Annotated in this window: 25 protein-coding genes; 6 read left to right on the top strand and 19 right to left on the bottom strand. The window is 61.1% G+C overall.

Annotation, left to right across the window (positions count from 1 at the left end; translation table 11 throughout):
- Positions 1 to 163: 163 nt before the first annotated feature.
- Positions 164 to 1,483 carry a tRNA (N6-isopentenyl adenosine(37)-C2)-methylthiotransferase MiaB gene (gene miaB, locus DMZ65_RS14000; protein ID WP_116599503.1) on the bottom strand — a complete coding sequence of 440 codons (1,320 nt, stop codon included), beginning with the start codon at positions 1,481 to 1,483 and terminating at the stop codon, positions 164 to 166.
- 114 nt (positions 1,484 to 1,597) lie between these two features.
- Here miaB and DMZ65_RS13995 point away from each other — a divergent pair, with 114 nt between their 5' ends.
- Entirely contained in the window at positions 1,598 to 2,464 is an 867-nt protein-coding gene (locus DMZ65_RS13995) for a hypothetical protein (protein WP_116599502.1), read from the top strand.
- Between the two features lie 84 nt (positions 2,465 to 2,548).
- Here the strand turns inward: DMZ65_RS13995 and DMZ65_RS13990 are convergent, their stop codons facing one another.
- The 9 genes from DMZ65_RS13990 to DMZ65_RS13950 all read right to left on the bottom strand — a co-directional run bounded on the left by DMZ65_RS13990 (position 2,549) and on the right by DMZ65_RS13950 (position 10,346).
- Positions 2,549 to 3,010, bottom strand: a complete 462-nt coding sequence (locus DMZ65_RS13990) for a deoxycytidylate deaminase (RefSeq protein ID WP_116599501.1) — start codon at positions 3,008 to 3,010, stop codon at positions 2,549 to 2,551.
- Positions 3,011 to 3,038: 28 nt separating this feature from the next.
- On the bottom strand, positions 3,039 to 3,914 hold the full coding sequence (locus tag DMZ65_RS13985) for a dihydrodipicolinate synthase family protein (RefSeq protein ID WP_116599500.1): 876 nt from the start codon (positions 3,912 to 3,914) through the stop codon (positions 3,039 to 3,041).
- A 10-nt stretch (positions 3,915 to 3,924) separates the two neighbouring features.
- A complete protein-coding gene (locus DMZ65_RS13980; protein WP_116599499.1) occupies positions 3,925 to 4,272 on the bottom strand; it encodes a ferredoxin family protein in 348 nt (115 codons plus the stop codon).
- Between the two features lie 11 nt (positions 4,273 to 4,283).
- Positions 4,284 to 5,060 carry an enoyl-CoA hydratase-related protein gene (locus DMZ65_RS13975; RefSeq protein ID WP_116599498.1) on the bottom strand — a complete coding sequence of 259 codons (777 nt, stop codon included), beginning with the start codon at positions 5,058 to 5,060 and terminating at the stop codon, positions 4,284 to 4,286.
- Entirely contained in the window at positions 5,057 to 6,226 is a 1,170-nt protein-coding gene (locus tag DMZ65_RS13970; RefSeq protein WP_116599497.1) for a CaiB/BaiF CoA transferase family protein, read from the bottom strand. The genes DMZ65_RS13975 and DMZ65_RS13970 overlap by 4 nt, the downstream gene beginning before the upstream one ends.
- A gap of 11 nt (positions 6,227 to 6,237) precedes the next feature.
- Positions 6,238 to 7,602 (bottom strand): FAD-dependent oxidoreductase, encoded by a 1,365-nt coding sequence (locus DMZ65_RS13965; protein WP_116599496.1) that lies wholly within the window; start codon positions 7,600 to 7,602, stop codon positions 6,238 to 6,240.
- A 79-nt stretch (positions 7,603 to 7,681) separates the two neighbouring features.
- A complete protein-coding gene (locus DMZ65_RS13960) occupies positions 7,682 to 8,485 on the bottom strand; it encodes an ABC transporter permease (protein ID WP_232824997.1) in 804 nt (267 codons plus the stop codon).
- Positions 8,485 to 9,306 (bottom strand): ABC transporter ATP-binding protein, encoded by an 822-nt coding sequence (locus tag DMZ65_RS13955; protein ID WP_232824996.1) that lies wholly within the window; start codon positions 9,304 to 9,306, stop codon positions 8,485 to 8,487. The genes DMZ65_RS13960 and DMZ65_RS13955 overlap by 1 nt, the downstream gene beginning before the upstream one ends.
- Positions 9,303 to 10,346 carry an ABC transporter substrate-binding protein gene (locus tag DMZ65_RS13950; RefSeq protein WP_116599494.1) on the bottom strand — a complete coding sequence of 348 codons (1,044 nt, stop codon included), beginning with the start codon at positions 10,344 to 10,346 and terminating at the stop codon, positions 9,303 to 9,305. The genes DMZ65_RS13955 and DMZ65_RS13950 overlap by 4 nt, the downstream gene beginning before the upstream one ends.
- A 116-nt stretch (positions 10,347 to 10,462) precedes the next feature.
- Between DMZ65_RS13950 and DMZ65_RS13945 the strand changes: the two genes are divergently transcribed.
- Together DMZ65_RS13945 and DMZ65_RS13940 are read left to right on the top strand one after the other, a co-directional pair.
- Positions 10,463 to 11,410, top strand: coding sequence for a LysR family transcriptional regulator (locus DMZ65_RS13945; RefSeq protein ID WP_232824995.1), 948 nt, complete (start codon positions 10,463 to 10,465; stop codon positions 11,408 to 11,410).
- Between the two features lie 96 nt (positions 11,411 to 11,506).
- Positions 11,507 to 12,550, top strand: coding sequence for an L-idonate 5-dehydrogenase (locus DMZ65_RS13940; RefSeq protein WP_116599493.1), 1,044 nt, complete (start codon positions 11,507 to 11,509; stop codon positions 12,548 to 12,550).
- 121 nt (positions 12,551 to 12,671) lie between these two features.
- Here DMZ65_RS13940 and DMZ65_RS13935 read toward each other — a convergent pair whose 3' ends face one another.
- The 4 genes from DMZ65_RS13935 to parA all read right to left on the bottom strand — a co-directional run bounded on the left by DMZ65_RS13935 (position 12,672) and on the right by parA (position 15,138).
- Positions 12,672 to 13,079: a universal stress protein gene (locus DMZ65_RS13935; RefSeq protein WP_116599533.1), complete on the bottom strand. Its 408-nt coding sequence runs from the start codon at positions 13,077 to 13,079 to the stop codon at positions 12,672 to 12,674.
- A gap of 161 nt (positions 13,080 to 13,240) precedes the next feature.
- Positions 13,241 to 13,561 (bottom strand): antibiotic biosynthesis monooxygenase family protein, encoded by a 321-nt coding sequence (locus DMZ65_RS13930; protein WP_116599492.1) that lies wholly within the window; start codon positions 13,559 to 13,561, stop codon positions 13,241 to 13,243.
- Between the two features lie 65 nt (positions 13,562 to 13,626).
- Positions 13,627 to 14,469 (bottom strand): DUF6206 family protein, encoded by an 843-nt coding sequence (locus tag DMZ65_RS13925; RefSeq protein ID WP_116599491.1) that lies wholly within the window; start codon positions 14,467 to 14,469, stop codon positions 13,627 to 13,629.
- Between the two features lie 33 nt (positions 14,470 to 14,502).
- Positions 14,503 to 15,138, bottom strand: coding sequence for a ParA family partition ATPase (gene parA / locus DMZ65_RS13920; protein ID WP_116599490.1), 636 nt, complete (start codon positions 15,136 to 15,138; stop codon positions 14,503 to 14,505).
- Positions 15,139 to 15,332: 194 nt separating this feature from the next.
- Here parA and DMZ65_RS13915 point away from each other — a divergent pair, with 194 nt between their 5' ends.
- Complete coding sequence (locus tag DMZ65_RS13915) at positions 15,333 to 15,971, top strand: hypothetical protein (RefSeq protein ID WP_116599489.1); 639 nt, start codon at positions 15,333 to 15,335, stop codon at positions 15,969 to 15,971.
- A gap of 62 nt (positions 15,972 to 16,033) precedes the next feature.
- Here DMZ65_RS13915 and DMZ65_RS13910 read toward each other — a convergent pair whose 3' ends face one another.
- The 3 genes from DMZ65_RS13910 to DMZ65_RS13900 form a co-directional block, all read right to left on the bottom strand.
- On the bottom strand, positions 16,034 to 18,313 hold the full coding sequence (locus DMZ65_RS13910; RefSeq protein WP_116599488.1) for a glycosyl hydrolase family 28-related protein: 2,280 nt from the start codon (positions 18,311 to 18,313) through the stop codon (positions 16,034 to 16,036).
- Positions 18,314 to 18,576: 263 nt separating this feature from the next.
- Positions 18,577 to 18,987 (bottom strand): DUF4864 domain-containing protein, encoded by a 411-nt coding sequence (locus DMZ65_RS13905; protein WP_116599487.1) that lies wholly within the window; start codon positions 18,985 to 18,987, stop codon positions 18,577 to 18,579.
- Positions 18,988 to 19,050: 63 nt separating this feature from the next.
- Positions 19,051 to 20,631, bottom strand: coding sequence for a lysine--tRNA ligase (locus DMZ65_RS13900; RefSeq protein WP_116599486.1), 1,581 nt, complete (start codon positions 20,629 to 20,631; stop codon positions 19,051 to 19,053).
- A 159-nt stretch (positions 20,632 to 20,790) separates the two neighbouring features.
- Here DMZ65_RS13900 and DMZ65_RS13895 point away from each other — a divergent pair, with 159 nt between their 5' ends.
- Together DMZ65_RS13895 and DMZ65_RS19505 are read left to right on the top strand one after the other, a co-directional pair.
- Positions 20,791 to 21,192, top strand: a complete 402-nt coding sequence (locus DMZ65_RS13895; protein ID WP_116599532.1) for a tellurite resistance TerB family protein — start codon at positions 20,791 to 20,793, stop codon at positions 21,190 to 21,192.
- Positions 21,193 to 21,370: 178 nt separating this feature from the next.
- Complete coding sequence (locus DMZ65_RS19505; protein ID WP_157960635.1) at positions 21,371 to 21,508, top strand: hypothetical protein; 138 nt, start codon at positions 21,371 to 21,373, stop codon at positions 21,506 to 21,508.
- A gap of 9 nt (positions 21,509 to 21,517) precedes the next feature.
- Here the strand turns inward: DMZ65_RS19505 and dacB are convergent, their stop codons facing one another.
- Positions 21,518 to 23,014, bottom strand: coding sequence for a D-alanyl-D-alanine carboxypeptidase/D-alanyl-D-alanine endopeptidase (gene dacB, locus DMZ65_RS13890; protein WP_116599485.1), 1,497 nt, complete (start codon positions 23,012 to 23,014; stop codon positions 21,518 to 21,520).
- Complete coding sequence (locus DMZ65_RS13885) at positions 23,011 to 23,685, bottom strand: nicotinate-nucleotide adenylyltransferase (protein ID WP_116599484.1); 675 nt, start codon at positions 23,683 to 23,685, stop codon at positions 23,011 to 23,013. The genes dacB and DMZ65_RS13885 overlap by 4 nt, the downstream gene beginning before the upstream one ends.
- Between the last annotated feature and the right edge of the window lie 23 nt (positions 23,686 to 23,708).

Below are 23,708 nucleotides of genomic sequence, written 5' to 3'. Positions count from 1 at the left end.
TAGCGCAAGCCTAACACGCAAAATGTGATGTTTTTGACAGAGATATGACGGTTCTCTGTTCCGTTGGGGTGAAATGCCGCCCATCAGGCGGGACAGGTGCCGTCGGCCACCCGTCCTGCGCCCTGCCCGGTCAAAGCGGTGGGACCGGGCGGGGCAAGCAACCTCAAATCAGCTGCCCGGACAAGGAATTTGTGCGGCTTTCAAGGATATGCACCCGTGCCATGTCGCCCGGCGACACGCCGTCGGCGGTGACATGCACCGAATGCAGATATTCCGATTTGCCGACCATCTGCCCTGCCTCGCGACCGGGCTTTTCGAACAGCACGCTGACGTCGCGGCCAACCATGTCGTCCTGCAATTGCCGTTGCTGACGCGTCAGAAGCGCCTGCAAACGCTGCAAACGGTCGTCCTTTTCATCCTCCGGCACTTGCGGGCGCTCTGCCGCGGGGGTGCCGGGGCGGGTCGAATATTTGAACGAATAGGCAGAGCCGTAGCGCACCGCCTCGATCAGATCGAGCGTGGCCTGAAAATCCTCTTCGGTCTCTTCGGGGAAGCCGACGATGAAATCGCCCGAGATGTGGATGTCGGGACGTACCTCGCGCAGCCGTTCGATTACGCGCAGATAGCTTGCGGCGGTGTGGCTGCGGTTCATCCGCTTGAGGATCTTGTCGGACCCGGCCTGCACCGGCAGATGCAGATACGGCATCAGTTTCGGGCAGTCGCCATGCGCCTCGATCAGCGCATCGTCCATGTCGTTGGGATGGCTGGTGGTAAAGCGGATGCGTTCCAGCCCATCGACATCATTGAGCGCCCAGATCAGCTGTGCAAGGCCCATATCGCCGTTCGGACCCGCGCCGTGATAGGCATTGACGTTCTGACCCAGCAAGGTGATTTCGCGCACGCCCCGCTCGACCAGATCGCGCGCCTCAGACAACACGCGGTCCACCGGGCGGCTGACCTCTGCGCCGCGCGTATAGGGCACAACGCAGAAGGCGCAGAACTTGTCACAGCCTTCCTGCACGGTCAGAAACGCGGTCGGGCCGCGCTTGGCCTTGGGCCGCGCGATCAGCTTGTCGAACTTGCCCTCTTCGGGGAAATCCGTATCCAGCGCCTTTTTGCCTTCACGGATCTTCGCCTCCATCTCTGGCAGGCGGTGATAGCTTTGCGGGCCGACGACCAGATCGACCATCGGCTGACGGCGCATGATCTCTTCGCCTTCGGCTTGCGCCACACAGCCCGCCACGCCGATCTTCAGATCAGGCTTGGCCGTCTTCAGCCCCTTGTAGCGCCCCAGCTCGGAATAGACTTTTTCCGCCGCCTTTTCACGAATATGGCAGGTGTTGAGCAGGATCATGTCCGCGTCATCGGCCGTCTGCGTCTGCTCATAGCCCTGCCCGCCCATGGCCTCGGCCATACGCTCGCTGTCATAGACATTCATCTGGCAGCCATAGGTCTTGATGAACAGTTTTTTCGGCGCGGTCATGGCGCAATCCTCGCATGTCTCAGAGCGGCGGCATATCGCAAAATGGTGGTGGGTTGCAATGCATGCCGATTTCATCGATTTTTGCATCAAACCTCACAGGGGGCGACAGGCACGATGATCTATAAGGGGCTAGCGGCGTTTCTGGAAAAGGGCAAACCGGCGCTGGCAAAAGGCCCGGTCGCGCTGGTCTTTTCCGAAGATGATGTCGAGATTGAAAGCACCCTGCGCCACCAGCACAAGACAGGTTTCGCGGAAATCGTGGCCTTCATGCGAGAGGGGGCAACGCTGCCGCCCGATCTGGCGACCACCGTGCATCAGGTCAGCTACGACATGGGGGCCGAGGGCGCATTGACCAATGCTGTCAATGCCGTCATTGCCGCCGCCCCCGGCGTCTGGCTGCATTACTGCTACAATGCCGAATATCTGTTCTTCCCGTTCTGCGAAAGCCGCACGATTGGCGAAATGCTCGGCTTTCATGCCGAGGAACGGCGCGACGCGATGCTGAGCACCGTTCTGGACCTTTATGCCGGCGATCTGACGCAAAACCCCGATGCCGTGTCACTGGACGATGCCTGGGTCGACATGTCGGGCTATTACGCCCTGGCGCGCAAGGATCCGATCAGCCATGAAGCCAAGGAGCGGCAGCTCGATTTCTACGGCGGTCTGCGCTGGCGCTACGAAGAGCATGTCCCCCAGGATCGTCGCCGCATTGACCGGATCTCGCTGTTTCGCGCCAAGCCGGGGCTGCTGCTGCGCGACGACCACAGGTTCAACGACGAAGAGTTCAACACCTTCGCCTGTCCGTGGCATCACAACCTGACCTCGGTCATTGCCAGTTTCCGCACCGCCAAGGCGCTGAAACGCAACCCCGGCTCCACTTTCGATATTCAGAATTTCCGCTGGCACAATTCGACGCAATTCCAGTGGAATTCGCGTCAGTTGCTTGATCTCGGTCTGATGGAACCGGGGCAGTGGTTCTAAAGGAAAATCAAACCCAAATCGCGCCGCGCACCTGATGGCGCGCCGCCGTCTAAGGCAGGTTTTCCGAAGCCGCGCGACAACCGCTTACGGCAGGTCAGGGACGGCCGTGAAAGCGATGCCTGCTTCGGCCAGCATGACCTCGGACACCTCAAAGCTATGATCCAGCGCGCCGTCGTTTTCCGGACGCGCCGGGCTGACCACGCGGGCGATGCCGCTTTGGATAATCGCGCGGGCGCAATCGGCGCAGGGAAACCGCGTGACATAGATCGTGCATCCCTCCAGCGCCGCGCCGGACCGCGCGGCGTTGTAGATCGCGTTGCGCTCGGCATGTTCGACCCAGTGGAATTTCTCGCCACTGGCCCGGTCGAACCGCGCGTCCTCTGTCGAGGAAACCCCGCGCGGCAAGCCGTTATAACCGCTTGCACGGACCTCGTGGCCCTGCCCCACGATCACCGCGCCGACATGCCGGTCGCGATCTTCGGACCAGCTTGCCATCTCGCGGGCGAGCGCCACGAAACGTGTGGCCCAGACGTCTTCATTTGCCATGGGAAAGGCCTCCTGTTTATAGGGCGATCTAGGCGACCGTCTCTTCTTCGGGGACCATATGATCCAACGCGACACGCTCGGCATCGCTGAGTTCAACGAAAGGTGGCAGCACGTTGGCCCAAAGCGGGTTGCCGGTGCGGCGCGCCACCAGATGCTTGACCGAAGGGATCAGCGGACCGGCTGCGATGGCTGCGCGGATATTGCCGATCCGTTCCATCAGCGTGGGCGTGGCCGCGCCCTTCCAGACCTGCGCGCAAAGCGGTGCGGACTGGTTGACCGTGGCAGAGATGCAGCCGGCAAAGCCCGCCTCAGGCGCAACCGACAGGCTGGTTTCAGAACTGGGGAAGACGGCGAAACCCGGATGCGCCGCGACGATCCGGCGACAATAGTCCAGATCACCCGAGGAATCCTTGATCCCGTTGAACCGCTCCGGTGCCAAGGCATGTAACCGGGCGATCACCTCTTCGGGGATCACAAAGCCGGTCATTTGCGGATAGTTGTAGAACCAAACCTTTATGGGGCGATCGCCCAACGCCTCGTGCAGGGCCGTGTACCAGCGCACCAGCCCGTCGTCGGAGGGCGGCGTGTAGTAATATGGCGGCAGGACAAGCGCGACCGGATAGCCCAGATCATCCGCGTGGATGGTCAGGGCAATCGTCTCGGCCAGCGACGGTGTGCCGGTGCCGACCATCAGCCGGTCCAGTTCCAGCCCGCGCGCCGCCCAGCCCATGATCTGACGGCGCGTGGCACTGTCAAAGCTGTTCGCCTCGCCGGTCGAGCCCAGCACGTTCAGCCCGTCGCAGCCATTGTCCAGTGCCCAGCGGGCATGTTCCAGAAACAGCGTTTCCGAAGGCACCCCCGCCGCATCGACGGGGGTTGGCACGGCGGCAATGATACCTTGCATGAATGTCTCCTCAACTTTCCTGATCGGCAGGTTCGCGCCGGGCGTAATCTGCAAGTTTGGGGTGATCGGGTACGGGCGGGTCGTCTTTGCTCCATCCGCCCGGTTCGACGATCTCGCCGTTTTCGTCCTCGAAAACCTCACGGTTGATCTGGGCGAACACGGCATTTTCGGCGTCCAACTCGTCATCATAGCGGATCGCATCAACCGGGCAGATGGATTCGCACATGCCGCATTCGATGCATTCGGTCGGATGGATGTAATACATCCGCTCGCCTTCGTAGATGCAGTCCACCGGGCAGGACGTGGTGCAAATCCCGTCCTTGATGTCGATGCATTGGTTCTGGATGACGAGTGCCATATCTCCTCCGGTTATTTGCCCTGCCAGACAGGGGCGCGTTTTTCACGGAAGGCGCGAACGCCTTCTTCGGAATCTTCGGATTGCAGGGCCGTCACCAGCGCGGGGCGGCGCAGGTCGCGCGCCTCGACCGGTGTCAGATGCGCGGTGTTGCGCAGCGTGTCCTTGATCGCGGCGACGGAAAGCGGCGCGCAGGACAGGATGTCCTTGACCCAGGCCGCAACCTCGGCATCCAGATCCGCCGCAGGCACCACCGCGTTGACCAGCCCGTAATGCGCGGCATCCGCAGCCGACAGCATCCGCCCCGTCAGCATGATCCCCGCCGCGATATTGCGCGGGATCAGCCGTTGCAGCGCGACCATGCCACCATCGAGCGGCAGCCGGCCGACCTTGGCCTCGGGCAGTCCGAATTTCGCGGTCTCGGACGCGATGACGATATCCGCCCCCAGCACAATCTCGAACCCGCCACCAAGGGCCAGGCCGTTCACGCGCGCGATCACCGGCACGTTCAGCGTTTGCCGCAGGGCAATGCCGCCGAACCCGTTGGGGTTGGCCGCGGCCCAGTATTCCAGCCCGCTATGCCCCCCGCCGGCCTTCATGTCGGCACCGGCGCTGAAAGCACGCTCTCCGGCACCGGTCAGCACGACGCAGCGGATGTCATCGCGGGCCTCGACCTGCTGCCAGATGTCGTTGAGCGCCGCATCGGTGTCGGGATCGACCGCGTTCATCCTGTCGGCGCGGTCGATGGTGACATAGGCGACGTGATCCTTGACGTCGAACAGGACGCTCATACGGCCTCCTTTCGGGCTTCGGCGGTCAGGCCAAGCTCGCGGATCACTTCTTCGGTATGTTCGCCCAGTTTCGGCGGTGTATGGCGTATGATGACCGGTGCCTCGCTGAGATGCACGGGCGATCCGACAAGCGTAAGATGCCCCAGGATCGGATGCTCCATATCAACCAGCATTCCGTTTGCCTTGGTCTGCTCATCGTCCAGCGCCTCGCCCAGCGACTTTACCGGCGCGCAAAGCAGATCCTGCTCTTCCAGCCGTTCGATCCAATAGGCGGTCGTGTTGGTGGCAAAGGCATCGCGGAACCGACCTTGCAGATAAGGCTTGTTCTGCCGCTGCACGGTCAGCGTTGGATACTCCGGCGACAGATCCTCGATATCAAGCGCCTTGCAGATGTCTTGCAGCGGGTTGGCCTTGAAGGCCCCGACCACGACGACCGCGCCGTCGGTGGTGTCGAACACGCCGGTCAGCGGCATGGCGGCCCAGTTCAGCACCTCGCGATGCTTGGACCATTGCGCGGCCTCCTGCATCTGCATGGCGATGATCGAATCGTAAAGCGACACGCCGACCTTCTGCCCCCGGCCGGTTTTCTCGCGCCCCAGAAGGGCTGCAAGAATGCCTTGCACCATATGCATGCCGGCGGTGTAGTCGCACAGCGTGGTGGGGTAGATCGACTTCGGGATCGCGGGATCCTGGGTCTTTTCCATCACGCCGGTCATGGCCTGCGCCAGCACGTCCTGCCCGCCCTTGTGGGCGTAAGGCCCCACTTCGCCGAACCCTGTGCCCGAGGCGCAGATGATCCGTGGATTGATCTTCTTCAGCGTCTCGAAATCAAAGCCCAGACGTTTCATCACACCGGCGCGGAAATTGTCCACGACCACATCGGACTGCGCCACCAGATCATAGATCATCTGACGGCCTTCGTCGGATTTGCTGTTGATCTCCACCGAGCGCTTGTTGCGGTTGAGGGAGGCGAAAACCGCGTTGTTCATCGCCTCCTCCGAGGTTTCGCCGAAGAAGTTGCGTGACAGATCCCCCGCACCGGGCCGTTCGATCTTGATCACATCGGCGCCGAAATCGGCCAGCATCTGCGTGGCGCAGGGGCCCATCATCACCTGGGTGAAGTCGAGGACGCGAACGCCCTCCAATGGAAGATGTTGTTCAGACATGGTTAACTCCTTCACGCGTCAACGGGTTCTTCGACAAGCGCATTGGCCGAGGGCACATCGCCCGGATCGGCACCTTGTGCGCGCATCTGTTTCTGGATCGAGGTGACATCCACATCGCGCAGCGCGCAATTTGCCTCCAGCGCCTTGGCGACGGCGACGCCTGCGGCCTCGCCCTGGCTCATGCAGGGTGGGATCTCGCGCGATTGCTTTTGCGCTTCGCTTTCGACCGAATAGTGACGCCCCGCGACGATCAGGTTGTCGATGCCCTTGGGCAGCAATGCGCGGTACGGCGTATAGTAGTCCCGGCCCCGGCACACCGAATCCGCGAAGTGACGGCGCGATTTCACATCGTCCTTGGTGACGACATATTCGCCCTGCAACAGCCGCGTCTGACGGATGCCCATCTGCTCGGCGGCACCCAGCATCTTGGCATTCTCGAAACCGGGCAGGTTCTTGCGGGCAAATTCCAGCAGTTCCATCATCCGGCGACGGCCTTCGTATTCCGCCTCGACCATGTGTTCGGGCGACAACCCGTCATAGCCGGGCATATGCGGGCAGTTGCACCACACCACACCGGGCAGCGGCGTTTTCAGCCACCACATGCCCCAGGCCCCGCCGATCACGCGACGCGCCTGACGGTCAAGCTTTTTATACTCTTCCGGGTTCTCGTATTCGAACGCTTCGGCGCGGGCGGTATCCACATCCATGAGACGGAACACCGTGGTGACGATGAACTGTCCGGTGATGAAGGATGCCCCCGCCGACGACGCGACATCCAGATCGCCCGAACCGTCGATCACCATCTTGGCGCGGATCGCCTGACGGCCCAGTTTGGTCTGCACGATCACGCCGGTGATGCGGTTATCCTCGACCAGCGCCTCCGAAAACCAGCTATGGGTGCGCAGGTTGATATTGGCGTCACTGACCATATCAAGGCTGACGCGCTTCCAGGCGTCGGGGTCGAAGGCCACGGCATGAATGATCGGCTGCGGCATGCCGGATTTGTGAAAATCAATCGCCCCCCAGCGGGACCATTTCTTCCACATCTCCCAGTTGGTCAGGCAATCCTCGGAGGGCGGATAAACCGCGCCGTTCTGGCGCTCCATCCGGTCGACAAATTCGCTGACGATACCGGTTGTGACGACCTCGTTGCCCTCGTTCACCATGTCGTCCAGCACCAGAACCATCCCGCCGGAGGCCATGCCGCCAAGGTGGTGGTAGCGTTCGACCAATGTGACGGATGCGCCGTTGCGGGCGGCGGAAACAGCGGCCGCGTGGCCTGCGGGACCGGCGCCGATCACCACGACATCGGTGTCTGCGACAACGGGCACTTGTTCGGAACGGGTGGCGATGTGATCCTTGATACGATCGGTCATTTTGACAAACTCCTCCTGATGCGCCGTGATCCGCTTGCCGAACCGGGCGCTATTTTTCGTGTGTATTTAGGGACTTACTTTACCAGCGGATGATCAGTTTCTCGGCCAGTGTGACCAGTGCAAACATCAGCACCGACAGGCCCGAGGACATGAAAACCGTCGCGTAAAGCAAGGGTGAGTTGAAGTTGAACGTGGCGTCGATGATCAAAGCACCAAGCCCCAGATCCGCGCCGACCCATTCACCGACAATCGCGCCGATGACAGATGTCGTGGCCGAGATCTTCAGTGCCGAAAACAGGAAGGGCAACGACGCAGGCAGACGCATCTTCCAGAACACCTCGGATTTGGAGGCGGACAGGATGCGCGACAGTTCCAACGCTTGCGGGCTGATGGCCTGAAGTCCGCGCACCATGTTCACCAGTGTCGGGAAGAAACAGATCAGCGCCGCGATCACGATCTTGGCCGTGATGCCGGGCCCGAAGATCAGCACCAGAATGGGCGCAATCGCCAGGATCGGGATGGTGTTGATGAAAACCGCGATGGGGAAGAACGCCATGGTCACATGGCGCGAATGCACAAAGGCCACGGCAATCAGGATCGCCACGATATTGCCCACCGCGAAGCCTGCGACACTTTCCATCAGCGTCGGCCAGAAGTTCATCAGCAGGATGTCGAATTTCTCGACAAAGGCGACGGCCACATCCGACGGCGCGGGGGCGACATAGGTCGGCACGCCGAACGCCTTGACGCCAAGCTGCCACAGCAGGATCAGGGCCGCCGCGGTGCCCAGCGGCACGGCGGTGGACACGATCTTGCGACGCCGCGCCTCTGCGCGTTCCGCCGCTTCGAGATCGGGCATGGTGATATTTTCTGCCACAGCCATCAGCATGTCTCCAGTAGGTCACGCAGGTAACCGCAATAGGCGGTGAATTCCTGCTGGTCGCGTTGCTTGATCGTGCGCGGTTCCGGCAGATCAATATCCACCACTTCGCGCAGACGTCCGGGATGGGCGCGCATCATGATGACCTTCTGGCCCAGAAACACCGCCTCGGCGATGGAATGGGTGACAAACAGGATCGTCGTCCCGGTCTCGCGCCAGATGTCCAGAAGTTGCAGGTTCAGGTGGTCGCGGGTCATCTCGTCCAGCGCGCCGAAAGGTTCATCCATCAGCAGCAGTTTCGGCTGGCACACCAACGCGCGGGCAATGGCAACGCGCTGACGCATCCCGCCGGACAACTCGTGTGGAAGCGCATCCTCGCGCCCTTTCAAGCCGACCAGTTCCAGCAATTCGCGCGGGGTGCGGCTGCCCAAGGGCACGTCAACGCCGCGCTTGGCACCGATCTCCAGCGGCAGTTCGACATTCTTGAGCGCCGACCGCCAGGGCAGCAAAGTCGCGTCCTGAAAGACAAAGGCAAACTCTCGCGCCAGTCGCGCCTGCTCTGTCGTCTTGCCAAAGATCGACACGTCGCCAGCCGCCGCCGGGATCAGGTCCGAAACCAACCGCAGCATTGTCGACTTGCCACAGCCCGAGGGGCCGAGGATCGTGTAAAAGGCACCCTCTTCGATATCGAGGTTCAGCCCGTCAATGGCCGTGAAAGTGCCAAACCGCACCGTCGCATCGGTGAGCGAGGCGGCAAGTGCCTTGTCAGGGGCACCTACCTTTTGTCCTTGAAGGGAGTTTTTCGCTTCCATCATACCTGTCATCCGTAATTGGCACGCGATGCAGCGGTCTTTTCCAGCACATCGAGCGTCATGATTTCATCCACGGCGGGTGCCGCGTTTTCGAACTGACCAAGATTGTCATAGGCGTCGATCTGCGCCTGCCAGTTTTCACGGGTCATCGTGCCCCAGCCATTCTCTGCCGTGTTGGCGTTGAAACTGTAATCCAGCACCATCTGAACCGTCGCCAATTCATTGTCGCGGTCCATGTTGGGGTAGCGTTTGACCAGAATATCCACCGCCGCTTCGGGGTTTTCATGCACCCAGGCCCATCCGCGGGCGCTGGCACGCAACATGCCTTCGACCTGCTCGGGGTTTTCGGCCAGTGTCTGATCGGTGACGTAATAGGGGTTTGCGTATAGCTTGACGCCCGCATCCCACAGCGACATATCCACCCGGTCATCGCCCAGCACGGCCAGCGCGCTTGTATTGGTGCGCCACCCGGTCACGACATCCGCCTGCCCCGTCAGCAGCGGCGACATATCAGACCCCATGACCAGAACGTTCACCTCATCCTCGGGGATGTCGTTCGCGGCCAGCAGTGCCTCCAGCAGGATGCGCGCGGTGCCATTGGTGGCGACGGTCTTGCCGATCAGATCCTTGGGCTCGCGCACCGGGTTCTTTTTCAGCGAAAAATATGTGAACGGGTGCTGCTGATAGCCCGCGGCGATACACTTGATCGGCAAGCCCTGCGACCGCGCCAGCATCAGTGACGGGCTGGAAGAGATCGAGCCCATATCGGCACGGCCAGAGGCGACAGAAGCGACGCCATCAATGTTCGGGCCACCGGCCACGACATCCAGCTCCAGCCCTTCATCCGCATAAAAACCCTGATCGGCGGCGGCGACCTCGCCCAGAATGCCGTTCGATGCCAGCCAGCCAAGTTGCAGCGATACCGTGTGCATATCCTGCGCCCAGGCTTTCTGAATGCCGACGAGGTTGCCTGCAAAGGCAGCACCTGCCGCCGCGCCAAAAGTCTTGAGCGCCTTACGCCGGGTAAGTCCGTTCTGGGTGTCTCGCGTCATTGTCAAACTCTCCTGTTGAGGTTTCGGGACCGGCCTGTTGTTCGACCTTGTCCCAGTAAGCCTATGATTCCTGATGCGATGCAGGTAGAACAAAGATATGCCAACGGCGATGCATTATGCGCACCACCCCTGGCAACATCCGAATGGCGAGCGATTTCATGCACTCCATCTTCTTGAAATACTTTGACGAAACGGCGCGCCAAGGGTCGATCCGCAAGGCCGCCCTGGTGCTGAACGTGTCATCCACATCGGTCAATCGCAAGATCCTGAGCGTCGAGGAAAGCCTTGGAATGCGGCTTTTCGACCGAACCCCCGAAGGCGTGGAGCTGACCGCAATGGGGGCGATTCTCTTGGAACACTGCCGAAAAGTATTGCACGATTATGAACGCGCCAAGGTTTTGATGGATGATATGCGCGACCTGCGAACCGGCCACATCACCATTCACACGATGGATTCGATGGCCGTCACCGCGCTGCCCCGCGCGATGAATGAATTCGCGCGCAAATTCCCGGATATTTCGATCTCTGTGACCACCGCCCAGCCAGAGGACGTGGTGCAAACCGTGGCGTCGGGCGATGCCGAGATCGGCGTCGCCTTCATCTTCGCGCCACATCCTGATGTGCGCGTGCTGTCGGAAAAGTCCGCGCCTTTTGGCGTCATCACGCGCCCCGACCATCCCCTTTCGACGCGCCCCAGCGTGAAGATCGACGACCTCGCCGGCTATAGGCTGGTGCGCACAAGCGATGCGCGCGGCGGCAACTCGATCATAGATCAGGCAATCTCGACTCTGGTGACGCCCCTGTCCACGCATGTCTACACCAATACGCTGTTTCTGGCCAAAGAGATGATCCTGTCGAACCAGGGGATCGGGCTGTACACCAAGATCGGCTTTTATGACGAGGTAGAGCGCGGCGATCTTTGTTTCGTACCTTTGATTCAGGCGTCATTGGCGAAGGTACGGATCGGCATCATGGTGTCTGCCTCGGCGGCCATCGGGCCCGCGAAGATGCTGATGAGCGACGCGCTGGCCAAGGAGCTGGGACAGATGCGGCTGGATTCGTGATCGGGTTGCGGTCTTATCCACTCGCAGGCGCGCTTTTGTCGGGCTATACTCGAATAACAATCACCCACCCACACATCCTTCAAGACTGGAGCTTCCATGCAAACCCGCGTCTGCCGTCTTTATGCTACCGCTGACATCCGTATCGAGACCGCAGAACTGGACGCGCCCGGCCCCGGCGAAGTCTTGGTCGCGCTGGCCGCAGGCGGGATTTGCGGGTCTGACCTGCATTACTTTCAGGATGGCGGGTTCGGGCCGATCCGGGTGAAGGAACCCATCATTCTGGGCCATGAGGCCGCCGGCGTTGTCGTGGAACTGGGCGACGGTGTGACCGGTCTGACGCCGGGCCAGCATGTTGCGCTCAATCCCAGCCGCCCCTGTAATGACTGCGCCTACTGCGCCGAAGGGTTGCATCAGCATTGCCTCAATATGCGGTTTCGCGGCTCTGCCATGCGGTTTCCGCACGAACAGGGGCTGTTTCGCGACCGTATCGTGATTGGCGCGGCGCAATGTGTGCCGGTTTCCACGGATGTCTCGCTGGCCGAGGCTGCCTGTTCCGAACCGCTGGCGGTCTGCCTGCATGCCCGCAACAACGCGGGCGATCTGGCGGGCAAGCGCGTGCTGGTGACAGGTGCAGGCCCGATCGGCGCGCTGTGCGCTGCTGTGTCGGCCGAGGCCGGCGCGTCGGAAATTGTCGTCACTGACCTTCAGGACGTGCCACTGAAGGTGGCCGAGGCGATGGGCGCGACGCAAACCATCAACATGAGCACAAACGCAAGCGCCATGAGCCGGTTCACCGAGAACAAGGGCCATTTCGATGTGGTCTTTGAATGCTCTGCCGCGCAGCCCGCGATCCGTGGCGCGATAGAGGCGCTCCGCCCACGCGGCACGCTTGTGCAAGTCGGCGTGACCGGCGATGTGGCGCTGCCCGTCAACCTGCTGGTTGGCAAGGAAATCGCCTTTCAGGGCACGCACCGTTTTCACCCGGAATTTGAACAGGCCGCCGAGGCAATCTCTTCCCGGCGCATCGACGTGCGCCCGATGATCTCGCAGAGTTTCCCGGTCGAGGACGCCTTGGCCGCATTCGAGACCGCCGCCGACCGCACCCGCGCCGTCAAGGTACATCTGACCTTTGCCGGATAGGCGCGGATTTGGCGCCCGGCGCACTTGTGACAGCGCCCGCGCAACCATCTGTCGAGCGGGAAACGTCTACAACGCCAAGCCATGCGCTGCGGGGCAAACCCGCAGCCTGACTTCATTCAGATCAGCGCAGAACGTGGACCGAACAGCGCGCATGGCGCACGACCTGATGCGCGGTCGAGCCCAGAAGATAATCCTGCATCCCCGGCCGGTGCGAGGCGATGACAATGCAATCCGCGCCGATTTCCGAAGCGAAATCCAGAATCGTCCGCCCGGAATGCCCTTCGCGCAGCACCCCCTCGCCATTCGGCAGGGTCGAGGCCATTTTGGCCAGTTCGGTGTTGATCGCTTTGCGGCTTTCCTGAAGATAATCCTCTGGAATGTAGCTGATCGCATAGGTGGGCATCTGCTCCATGACATGCAACAGCGTGATCTTGGCGCTTTCGATGGAAAGCGCGCGGGCGACCTCCAGCGCGCCCTTGACGTCCCGATCCTCGTCGAACGAAACCGGAATCAGAATATTTCGATACATCTGCGACCTCCTTTTTGCCAATCCCGCATCAGCCTGACGGCCAAGCGTGTTCATTCTATTGATGCCGGACGATGACGCGCACATCCATGAATGCACATATGAAGTCCGAATCACAGCCAGTTAGCGATATGCCGCGACAGACGGCATAGGATGCAAACATGTCAGAAAGTTCCGGCAACCTCGTACATCACCGGCTCGAACGCGCGACACAGCCCGTTGATCCGCCGATTCCGCTCGCGCATTTCGGGGGTGCGCAGCATCGCCTGAAAATCCTCGCGGCGGTTCCACTGTGAATAATTGGCGATCCGGGTCTGTGCGTCATTCACATGCAAACCCGCCGAGACAAAGCCGGGCTGCTTGGAAATAAAGACCTCATAGGCTTCGGTCAGCTCGTCCAGCAGATCATGGCAGGTGCCGGGCGTCATCTCGAATGTGGTGATGACCGTCTGGACCTCGCTTGGAAAGTTGATGGTTGTGGGCATGGCATCCTCCGTTTTGTACCAGTCTGGCAGGTTCGGAGGATCAGGCAAAGACCTGTATTCATGCCTCAGACGTTGGGTTCGCCCTGAAGACCCAATATCTTGCGGAAACCCGTCCAATAGCCCGGCAGGCGCGGCGGTTCCTGCATCCCGCGCAAGGCCTCTTCGGCCCAGGGCTGCATGCGGCGGTTGGCAAAATCGCGCCCCCAGGTCAGGAATGCCTCTGCCTCTGGCGGCCGCAACCGGCAGGCTGACCCGACCAGCCCGACAAGCGTTTCGGGCGGCGAATACCATTCATCCTGAATGCCGGTCACACGTTTCTGCATCAATGGTCCCACCAGCCGCATCAGCCGCTTGTCGGAATATTGCAGCAACATCCGTCCCATCTCGTCCCGCGAGTAGTGGATCAGCGGCGGGAACGTGTCGAAGAAAACCGCCCCCCCATCAATGATCGCGAAATTGCGAATCGAGGGGTGAAAGCCGATGCGCGTGTCGATCTTTTCTGCGCCATGCCAGAAGCTGGCAATGCACTGCCCCGCGGCCTCCATCATCGCCAGCGCATCCTCAAGCGAGGCGCTTTGCATCAACGGCCGCATCAGGCTGTTTTCCGGCAACGCGTCCTGCACGATCACCGGCTGGCGCGCACCGTCGATGGTCACCAGATGCATCTCGGTGTCGGGGATTGTCACATCGCATTGCCGCAGCGCGTCGAAATAATCGTCGTGGCAGTATTTGAGCCGGTCCAGCGCCGCATCATCCCGCATGCCCCGGTAGACCTTGATCACCTTGTCCGACAGCGGGCCGGAAACGGGCCGGAACGGCGCGCAGAAATATCCGAGCTTGGAAATCGTGTGCCCTCGGGTCGAGGGTTCGGCTTTGATCAGCGCAATCAGCGCGTCGAGGTCGGTCATGGCAGGCGGCTCCGTCTGTCGGCTGGGCTGTGCTTACGCGTCCTCCAGCAAAAGCGCCACCTCTTCGCACAAAGCTGTCACCTCGTCGCGCGCAGGCCCGCGCGGGGCCTCGATGGCGCCAAGCCCCTGCCCCAGTGTTTCGGCATAAACAACACGGTTCGCCAATTGCGCCGTGGCAAGCTGTGCTTCCAGTTGCGAGGCGGCTTCCGCAACATCTGCGCCCAGCCGCGTTCCGGCCCGCGCACGGTTCATCACCACCAGTGACACCCGGTTTTCGCGCCGCGCCAGATCTAGCACACCTTCGGTGGCCCACAGATCGACATGGCTCATCGAGACCGGCACCACGACCAGATCGGCCGCGCGCAAGGCGGGCCGCAGATCGCTGTCGGCCTTGGGCGGCGTGTCCACGATCACGATGTCATGGCTGTCGGCCAGCTTGCGGCACTCATACGTCACCCCCCAGGCCGAGGAGGTCGCAAATTCGATCCCCGCCTCTTCCAGCCGGTCCAGCCGCGCCATGAACCAGCGGCCCAGACTGCCCTGCGGGTCCACATCCACCACCGCGACACTTTTGCCAGCGCGGGCGAACCCCACGGCCAGGTTGACCGCCAGAGTCGTCTTGCCGGACCCGCCCTTTTGCTGCGCAACGGTGATAACGCATCCTGTCATAAAGCTGCCTTTTCTGCTTGCGGCCCGGTGGCCGCTGATTCGCTTGCCGCGGTGACAGGCTTTGCGCCAAGCTGCGGTGCAGAAATCGCTACGTCAAGCCCGCCTGCCCGTGCAAACCGGTCCTGACCCCGCATTAACCGGCGATTAACCAACCTTGCCGATGCTGGACACGGGGCTGCAAAGGACGGGTTGCGATGCTGAAGTGTCTTTGCCTTCTGATTTGCCTGGCAGGCACGCATGCAGCTGCGGGTGCCTGGCCACGGCAGGAAGGCACAGGATTTGCCAGCGTCGCGACCCGTCTGACCTTTGACGACACCTTTATGACACTCACCTCGTACAGTTCGGCCTATCTCGAATACGGGTTGAATGGCCGCCATACGCTTGGGCTGGATGCGGGATACTCCAACGATGGCACGTCCCGCGCCATTGCCTTTGTCCGGCAGCCGCTGACCACAACGAAGGCCGGAGGCCCCATCGCGGCAGAGCTTGGGCTGGGCGTCATCGACACGCAGATCGTCCTGCGCCCCGGCATTTCCTGGGGGCGCGGATTGGATAAAGGCTGGATGGCGGCGGATGCGCTGGCAGAGATCCGGATGACCGGCGCAACTGACCTGAAACTGGACCTGACATTGGGCCTGAAAGATGATCGTGGACGAATGCTTATCCTGCAATTGCAAACCGGAAAACCGTTTGGTCAGGCCGCAACCGCGCAGTTAGCCCCCTCGGTCGTCATCCCTTTCGGCAAGTCCCGGCATCTGGAGATCGGTGCCTCGACAGATCTGCTGGAACGCCGGAATTATGGTATCAAATTCGGTCTCTGGCAGGATTTCTGATCCTGCCCCCTGAACCTAAACAAAGGGCCGGAGCGTTCAACACACCCCGGCCCCATGACGGCCTACTTGTCCATCCGCACCTGGACGTTAACAGTCCCCGTCACCGGCGTCGGCCAGATCAAATGGACCTGAGATCTGTTTGGCCCCTTCTGTTCGAACGCATGCGGCGAGACATATTGGGCCGCGTTGGACGCGTTTGCGATCCTGCCGCGCAAAGCGACCCCGTCGACATTCTGCGCGTAGCCATTGAACGGCAAATGCGGTGCGCATTCGACCTGCCAGGTTTGCGCCGCCGTATTCTGACGATGCTTGACGGTCAGCGGGTTATGCGTCGGGTACTCCACGTTGTGATGCGTATTGTTAGAGAAGTAGAGCTTGCGCATGTGCCCGATTTCCAGATTGGCATAGGTGGTGTCCACACGTTCGATCCGATTCATCACCGCATCCACGCAGCGGAACGTATTGCCCGACACGTTCAAGCCGTTGATGAAATGCCCGGTGCCATAGGGTTTGATCACGATGAAGGAAAACCAGCTTGCCACGCCACCCGCCAGGAAAACATTGTCGGTGATCGACACGCCTGCAAAGCCGAAACCACCGGTATAGTCGGGTTCCGGTTCACGCTCGTTCGTCCATTCGATGAAGCAGTTATCGACGTAATTGCCGGTGATCGTGGTGTTGCAGGCCCGCAGCGCCAGAACAAGACCCGCCGTGCGCACGCCGCCCGTCGACCCCTGGAAGAAGTGGTTGCCGGTCACTACGTTGTTCGACCCGGACAAGACCGCAAAATGCCGGAACTGCGACGCCCGGTTATCGCGCAGTTTCACGTCATTTGCGTTGGCGGTGATGGCCACAACCGTCCTGTCCTGCGCGGCCAGACCGTTTTCGGGGCTTTCAAAATTGCAGCGGTCCACCAGCATGCCCTGGCAACCCGACCCGTGCGAGGTGATGGCGCGATCCTGCGGACGGTTGAAGAAACAGTCGCGGAACTGAAAGATGCCGCCCAAAGGGGGCATCAGCACACCGCTTGCCCTGTTGTTGCACTGAAACTCGATATCCGACATCGAGAAATAGGTCAGCTTGTCGAAGCCGCTGAAATCCAGAAGGTATTTGAACCGGGTGAAAGTATAGTTCTGCGTGCCGACCGCGTCGGACAGCGGCTGCGACAGCGTGATCTGCTGCGCGGCGACATTGCGATCGCGGACATAGATTTCACGCCCCACGCCATTCGCTTCGACCAAAGACCCAACGGGGATGTTCGCGACATTGACCACGTTGGTCAGCGTAAACGGCTTTGAGGCCGTGTAGCTCGCCTGACTGGTCACGACGTCGGTTTCCCAGGCTAGGCCGCCTTCCGCACGCAACTGGCCATTACGGATATGGCGGCGTTGCGCAAAGGTCGTCCGGTTGTTGACCGCCGCCTGCATGTCGATCGGCGATGTCACAGACACCCGCCGCCCGCCAAGGTCCAGACCTTCGTGGTCGGAATTGTTCAGCAAGGATTGGACGGCCTTCCGAAACGCCAGCTCTTCATTGCCGAAAGCGTCGATATAGGCGGGCAGATGGAAATCACGCGTCAGCGACAGGATGGCGTTGTCGGGCATGATAACGTTGCCTTCGAACTGAACCCGATTTTCCAGCGTCACACTGCTGCCGAGATAGTATATTCCTTTCGAGACCAGCACGCGTTTGCCATCGGCGGCCGCGTCAGCAGCCTCGAACGCCGCGCTGTCATCGGTAATGCCATCGCCCACTGCGCCATAGTCGCGCACATCGACCCAATTCATCAGGTCGCGATAAAAGACCTGTGTGACATCCTCGATCTGAATATCGTCGATCCGCACAACCGCGCCGTTCTGGCCCGTCAGATCGATGCCGAAATGGCCATAAATCGGTTCTGTCCCCCAGACCAGATCGACCCCTGGCCGATTGCCGCTGCCAATGATGGCCGAAACCTCGACAACATCGCCATAAGCCGTCAACGGCACCGCGACATCGGTTTCCGGCAAGCCGTTTACATGAACACTGCCCGCGGACCCCGCCCACCCCGCAATCCGGACAGAGGGCAGATTGCCCGACATCGCCTTGATCCGGGCGGTCACCCGAATGTAACAGCCCGGCAGAATAGGCGTCTGCCCCTTGTAGCGCAATTTCTGCACGCCTTCGGTTTTCTGAAGCTCCAGACACCCGCCAAAATCCTGATCCGCAGGCACAAAGGCCGCCGTCGCCACATTGTGGTAGCTGTCAGATCCCGGCACGCCATCGCCCCGCGACCAATTTCCCAACCCTGCCTCGAAAGCCGCAGGCATGAATTGCACCCCGTCAGTGATTGCCTTGTTCATTCCATTCCCTTTCCGCGCGCACAGCCCACCTGCAAACGGGTCTCACCCGCCGCAGGGCCGGTTTCCCGACCTGCTGATAAACAGTGCCGGATGCTCACCCGGCCGCTTTGAGGGAAATACCAACGGCGCGTTAACACCGCCCGACAGCACCGTGACGGTAGGCGTTGCGCCAACGGTTCGATGCGTCATGAATCAAAAACGGCGCGGCCAATTAGCCACGCCACTACAGATGATTAGCCGGTTAGATTAACTCGACCGGCCTTTCATACCGCCATGCCGGGCAATTCCAGCATCTGAACCCCGCCAATGCGCCAGCCGTCGCGGCCCTCGACCATCTGATAGTCCAGCAGATGTACCCGACCGCTCTGGTCGACGATCTGCACCTTTTGCCAGAGGCTGCCCTCGATCTGGCGAAGTTCCAGAAAATCCACGCGCCCCGGACGCCAGACCATCGGATAACCGTTCTGCACCATCCCGCCGAAATTCTCGGGTGATCCGAACATACCTTGAATGGAAGGGCTGGCGAAAGAGAACGCCCGCGCGAAATCGTCCTGCCGGAATGCCTCCAACTGGGAAGAGATCACATCCTTGATGCCCGTTTCAGGTGTGTCCTGTGCGGCCACGCCGCCCGCTAACGCCACCGCTGCAACCAGCCCAAAAATCAAACTCCGCATAATCCATCTCCCTGCAATCTAGGCAGGGAGATAGCGCAGTTTGTCCAACGGTCAAAACGTGCCTCAGGACGCCAGCAACTCTCCGGCCAGGGCCTTGTCGATCAAAGCGACCGTTTCATCGACACCGTAAAGCGCGATGAACCCACCAAAGCGCGGGCCTTGGCTGGCACCCAGAAGTACTTCGTAAAGCGCCTTGAACCAGTCGCGCATCGGGTCGAACCGCTCGCGTCCGCAGGAAAACACCAGCCCTTGCAACGCTTCGCCATCCGCAGGCCCGTCCCAGGCTGCCAGACCGTCGCGCAACTCTAGAAGAGCTTCACGTTCTACATCAGTTGCGACACGGAACACCTTGGCAGGCTTTACAAAATCATTGTAGTAGCGCACGGCAAAACCTGCTGCCTGATCCAGATCTGGATGCGTCTCGGGGCTGGCTTCCGGGGCATAGCGGCGCATGAACCCCCACAGGGTTTCCTTGTCCTCGGCGCCTGCCACACTGGCAAGGTTCAGCAACATCGAGAACGGCACAACCATCCGGCTTTCAGGCACATCGCCGCCGTGGATATGCCAGACCGGGTTGTTCAACTGCCCCTTCAGATCCTGCGTCGGATAGGCCCGCAACTGCTGGTGGTACTCGTCCACCGCCTTGGGGATCACGTCAAAGTGCATCCGTTTGGCTGTCTTTGGCTTGAGATACATGAAATAGGACAGCGATTCCGTCGAGGCATAGGTCAGCCACTGGTCGATCGACACACCGTTGCCCGACGATTTCGAGATCTTGTGCCCCTGATCGTCAAGGAACAGCTCATAGGTGAAATGCTCGGGCGGACGCATGCCCAGCACCTTGCAAATGCCGTCATAGATCGGCGTGTTGGTGCTGTGATCCTTGCCATACATCTCGAAATCGACACCCAAGGCGGCCCAACGCGCACCGAAATCCGGCTTCCATTGCAGCTTCACGTTGCCGCCGGTGACGGGCAGCGTCCATTCCCGGCCATCGGGGTCGTCAAAGGTGATCGTGCCATCCTTGGCGTTGACCTCTTTCATCGGCACATACAGCACACGGCCGGTTTCGGGATGGATCGGCAGGAAGATCGAATAGGTTTTCTGACGCTCGTCGCGCAGGGATTTCAACATGATCTTCATCACGTCGTCATAGCGTTCAGCCGCGCGCAGCAGCACCTCGTCGAACTTGCCCGACCGATAGAACTCCGTGGCCGAGATGAATTCGTATTCAAACCCGAACGTGTCCAGAAACCGCCGCAGCATGGCGTTGTTGTGATCGCCAAAGCTCTCGTATTCGCCAAAAGGATCCGGCACGCTGGTCAGCGGCTTTTGCAGATGCTCCTGCAACGCCTCTTGGTTGGGCACATTGCCGGGCACCTTGCGCATCCCGTCCAGATCGTCCGAAAAGCAGATCAGCCGCGTCGGAATGTCCGAAATCAGCTCGAAGGCGCGCTTGATCATCGTGGTCCGCGCAACTTCGCCGAATGTTCCGATATGCGGCAACCCCGAGGGGCCATAGCCCGTCTCGAACAGCACATAACCCTTCTCGGGCGGTGCCTTTTCATAGCGTTTGAGCACCCGGCGCGCTTCTTCGAAGGGCCAGGCTTTCGAGGCAAGGGCAGCGTCGCGGGTGTCGGACATACGGAAGTCTCCTAGGGTCGCACGCCCCGTCTTGGGGCACGCAGCGCTCGCCTACCTATTGCGGGGGACGGGATAGGTCAATAATCTGCAACGCAACCTTCCCTTATTCCAAGGATCAGTCTTGTGAGCACCGAAGACGACGACACGCCCTCCCACCCGATGACGCCGCAGGACTGCCTTGTTGCCCTGATGGTCGCGGTCTCTGCCTCAGACGAGAACATCCGCACGTCGGAGCTGGTCAAGATCCAGTCGGCGGTGAACAATCTGCCGGTCTTTGCCGAATATGACATCGACCGCATGAACAGCACCTCGCAAACGGTTTTCGACCTGTTTGAACAAGAGGATGGGCTGGACGCGCTGTTCGGTCTTATCCGCGACAACCTGCCGGAGCGCCTGTTTGAAACCGCCTATGCGCTTGCCTGCGATGTGGCCGCGGCCGACGGTCAGCTTTACGAACCGGAACTGCGCCTGCTGGAGGAGATCCGCTACGAGCTGAACCTCGACCGGCTGCACGCCGCAGCGATTGAACGTGGTGCCCGCGCCCGGCACCTGCGCGCCTGACACACACTGACCTGCCCAAAATCCCCGCAAAGCCGCCTAACCGGGCGGCTTTCTGCTCAATATGATGCAGGTAAGCTATTCCTGACTGCCGACAACGGGTCTTTTTTGATATGTCATAAAACAGGCAATTACCGCCGTTATGACGTTGATCGAGATTATTCTTGTCGGAGATTGAAGAATGAACCGCAGAAAGCTGACCCTTCTGGGCCTGTTCCTGCTTTGCCTGCTGCCGATCGTCGGTGCCGCGGCACCGCGGCTGGCCCTGCTGAACTGGAAGCGACCCAGATGGCGCTGTTTCCGCAGCGCCATGTGCTGACGCCGCGCCCTAGCTGGCGTGCAGAATATACCACCGGTCGATCAACTGCTGTTGCAGGATCTTCGCCCGCGCATTCCACGAGGCCGCCCCCGGCGGGCGTTCCCGCTCTGCTTTTTCCAGCCCGTCGCGACGGTCCGTGTCGGCGGCAAATATTGCAAAGGCCAGCGCCTTGCCGTCGGTCGTGTCCACATAGCCCGCAAGCCCGCTGACGAAATTCAGTGTCCCGGTCTTGGCACGAACGGTTGCCGGATGGGCCTTGAGAACCTTCCGGTTGGCGTCCCGCATCGGGATCTCTTTCAACAGCGGCAAAAGCCCAAGTCGTTCGCGCACCTCCACAAGCAAGGCCACCATATCGGGCGCTTCCACCCGGCTGGTATCGCCAAGCCCCGAATGATCGACCAGTGCGATGCCGTCGGTTTTGAACGCCGCATTGGCCCATGCACTCATCTTTTCTGCCGACGCGCGCACAGAGACAGGCTTGCCGGACCGTGCCGTCGTCGTGGCCAGCCCGACCACCTCTGCCGTCAGGTTCGTTGAAAACTTCAGCATGTCGCGCAGAATATCGCCGAGCGGCCCACTGTCCTGCCCGGCCAGTTCCGCTGCGGCCTTCGGCAATTCTGCGATCACCTTCGGCGCGCGCAACGCGATCCCCTGCGCGCGTGCGAAAGTCTGGAAAACCTCGCCAGCGTAAAGTTCGGGCTTGCGCACCGGCAACCACCGCGCCCCGCCTTTGCCAAGCGCGCCGCGTGCAACCGTCCACTCATCGGCAGCGCCACTGTCTTTGTAGGTGTAGACCGGCATGCTGCGTTCGATGACCTGCATCTTTGCAAAATGCACCCCCGGGCGGTGCTGGCTGGACCGGGCTTCCATCGTCACGGCATAGTCGCTGTCCTCGCGGTGCCATTCGAAATGCACGCGGTTGAAATTCAGATTCAGCCCCGACACGGCCGGGTTATAGCCAACGTGATCGGGCTGCGAGATGTCGATAACGGGTGCCATGGGCACTGCGCCGCCATAAACTTGAAAATCGCCCTCGACCGTATGGATGCCTGCGGCCTTCAGCCCTTCCGACAGGGCATAAAGCCCGTCGGTGTTCAGCGTCGGGTCTGCCCCGCCCGCAAGGATCAGATTGCCCTTGAGAACGCCTTCCTGCACCGGCCCGCTGCCCAGCAGCCTTGTGCGAAAGCGATGTTCCGGGCCGAGAACCTCCAGCGCGTATGCTGCCGTGATCGCCTTGGCGACCGAGGCCGGCGGCAGGCCGACATTCGGGGCGTATTGCTCGATGATCTTGCCGGTATCGGCGTCCGACAGGCAATAGCTGACCTGGCCGTCCAGCTTGGCGCGGGCGATCAGCTCTTCCGGCGGGGTCTGGGCCACGGCCAGCCGCGCTTCGCCGCGCGCCACGGGGCGCAAGGAACGGGTTGGTGCATTGGCAAGCGCGGGCGTGGCCACCATCAACGCAGCCGTCCCGCCCAGAAATGCCCGTCTCGAAATACGTTTTGTCATGATCCAGAATTAACCCCACCATTCACCGCGCCACAAGTCGAGTTCTCGTGACTACCTGCTGAATGCACCCCTGTCCCGCTGTCGCGGGCAGCCCGGATCGCGCTGGAACTGAGATCAACCATCGGCATATTCACAAAACACCATGCCGGGGCCTGTGCATTTGGCAACAGTCGGCTGGCCTCTGCGGGCAATCGCGCGTGGCGAAAGACCCGCGCCGCGACGGAGGTGCGCGCCGAAATCCGGTCTCCGGGCCGCGCCAGCACGCCCACCGGCACCGTCTGCATGATCTGCTGCCAATTGTCCCATTGGCTGAACTGCACAAGGTTATCCGCCCCCATCAACCAGACAAAACGCACGCCGGGATGGATCTTGCGCAACCGCTGCACTGTATCGGCGGTGTAGCGCGTGCCTGCCTGTGCCTCGAAATCGCTGACATGCACTTTGGGATGTTGCATGACCGCCCGCGCGCCCGCCATCCGCTGGGCCAACGGGGCCGGCCCGCGCGGTTTGAGCGGATTGCCCGGACTGACCAGCCACCAGACCCGATCCAGCCCGAACCGCCGCAGCGCCTCCAGTGTCACCCGGACATGCCCGGTATGGGCCGGATCGAACGATCCGCCCAGAAGTCCCACGCGCATGCCGGCCCGCAGATATGCCCCTCGCTGTTTCATCTTCCCCCTCGCAGGACCGGAAA

It is taken from the genome of Primorskyibacter marinus (genome assembly GCF_003313245.1).
Lineage (GTDB): Bacteria > Pseudomonadota > Alphaproteobacteria > Rhodobacterales > Rhodobacteraceae > Primorskyibacter > Primorskyibacter marinus.
The sequence above is the reverse complement of the archived record's forward strand: the minus strand, read 5'-3'. Positions and strand labels throughout refer to the sequence as shown.

Bases quoted from the DNA above. Each gene is read 5' to 3' on its own strand.
- miaB (WP_116599503.1), bottom strand. From the start codon at position 1,483: ATGACCGCGCCGAAAAAACTGTTCATCAAGACCTATGGCTGCCAGATG.
- DMZ65_RS13995 (WP_116599502.1), top strand. From the start codon at position 1,598: ATGATCTATAAGGGGCTAGCGGCGTTTCTGGAAAAGGGCAAACCGGCG.
- DMZ65_RS13990 (WP_116599501.1), bottom strand. From the start codon at position 3,010: ATGGCAAATGAAGACGTCTGGGCCACACGTTTCGTGGCGCTCGCCCGC.
- DMZ65_RS13985 (WP_116599500.1), bottom strand. From the start codon at position 3,914: ATGCAAGGTATCATTGCCGCCGTGCCAACCCCCGTCGATGCGGCGGGG.
- DMZ65_RS13980 (WP_116599499.1), bottom strand. From the start codon at position 4,272: ATGGCACTCGTCATCCAGAACCAATGCATCGACATCAAGGACGGGATT.
- DMZ65_RS13975 (WP_116599498.1), bottom strand. From the start codon at position 5,060: ATGAGCGTCCTGTTCGACGTCAAGGATCACGTCGCCTATGTCACCATC.
- DMZ65_RS13970 (WP_116599497.1), bottom strand. From the start codon at position 6,226: ATGTCTGAACAACATCTTCCATTGGAGGGCGTTCGCGTCCTCGACTTC.
- DMZ65_RS13965 (WP_116599496.1), bottom strand. From the start codon at position 7,602: ATGACCGATCGTATCAAGGATCACATCGCCACCCGTTCCGAACAAGTG.
- DMZ65_RS13960 (WP_232824997.1), bottom strand. From the start codon at position 8,485: ATGGCTGTGGCAGAAAATATCACCATGCCCGATCTCGAAGCGGCGGAA.
- DMZ65_RS13955 (WP_232824996.1), bottom strand. From the start codon at position 9,306: ATGACAGGTATGATGGAAGCGAAAAACTCCCTTCAAGGACAAAAGGTA.
- DMZ65_RS13950 (WP_116599494.1), bottom strand. From the start codon at position 10,346: ATGACGCGAGACACCCAGAACGGACTTACCCGGCGTAAGGCGCTCAAG.
- DMZ65_RS13945 (WP_232824995.1), top strand. From the start codon at position 10,463: ATGCGCACCACCCCTGGCAACATCCGAATGGCGAGCGATTTCATGCAC.
- DMZ65_RS13940 (WP_116599493.1), top strand. From the start codon at position 11,507: ATGCAAACCCGCGTCTGCCGTCTTTATGCTACCGCTGACATCCGTATC.
- DMZ65_RS13935 (WP_116599533.1), bottom strand. From the start codon at position 13,079: ATGTATCGAAATATTCTGATTCCGGTTTCGTTCGACGAGGATCGGGAC.
- DMZ65_RS13930 (WP_116599492.1), bottom strand. From the start codon at position 13,561: ATGCCCACAACCATCAACTTTCCAAGCGAGGTCCAGACGGTCATCACC.
- DMZ65_RS13925 (WP_116599491.1), bottom strand. From the start codon at position 14,469: ATGACCGACCTCGACGCGCTGATTGCGCTGATCAAAGCCGAACCCTCG.
- parA (WP_116599490.1), bottom strand. From the start codon at position 15,138: ATGACAGGATGCGTTATCACCGTTGCGCAGCAAAAGGGCGGGTCCGGC.
- DMZ65_RS13915 (WP_116599489.1), top strand. From the start codon at position 15,333: ATGCTGAAGTGTCTTTGCCTTCTGATTTGCCTGGCAGGCACGCATGCA.
- DMZ65_RS13910 (WP_116599488.1), bottom strand. From the start codon at position 18,313: ATGAACAAGGCAATCACTGACGGGGTGCAATTCATGCCTGCGGCTTTC.
- DMZ65_RS13905 (WP_116599487.1), bottom strand. From the start codon at position 18,987: ATGCGGAGTTTGATTTTTGGGCTGGTTGCAGCGGTGGCGTTAGCGGGC.
- DMZ65_RS13900 (WP_116599486.1), bottom strand. From the start codon at position 20,631: ATGTCCGACACCCGCGACGCTGCCCTTGCCTCGAAAGCCTGGCCCTTC.
- DMZ65_RS13895 (WP_116599532.1), top strand. From the start codon at position 20,791: ATGACGCCGCAGGACTGCCTTGTTGCCCTGATGGTCGCGGTCTCTGCC.
- DMZ65_RS19505 (WP_157960635.1), top strand. From the start codon at position 21,371: ATGAACCGCAGAAAGCTGACCCTTCTGGGCCTGTTCCTGCTTTGCCTG.
- dacB (WP_116599485.1), bottom strand. From the start codon at position 23,014: ATGACAAAACGTATTTCGAGACGGGCATTTCTGGGCGGGACGGCTGCG.
- DMZ65_RS13885 (WP_116599484.1), bottom strand. From the start codon at position 23,685: ATGAAACAGCGAGGGGCATATCTGCGGGCCGGCATGCGCGTGGGACTT.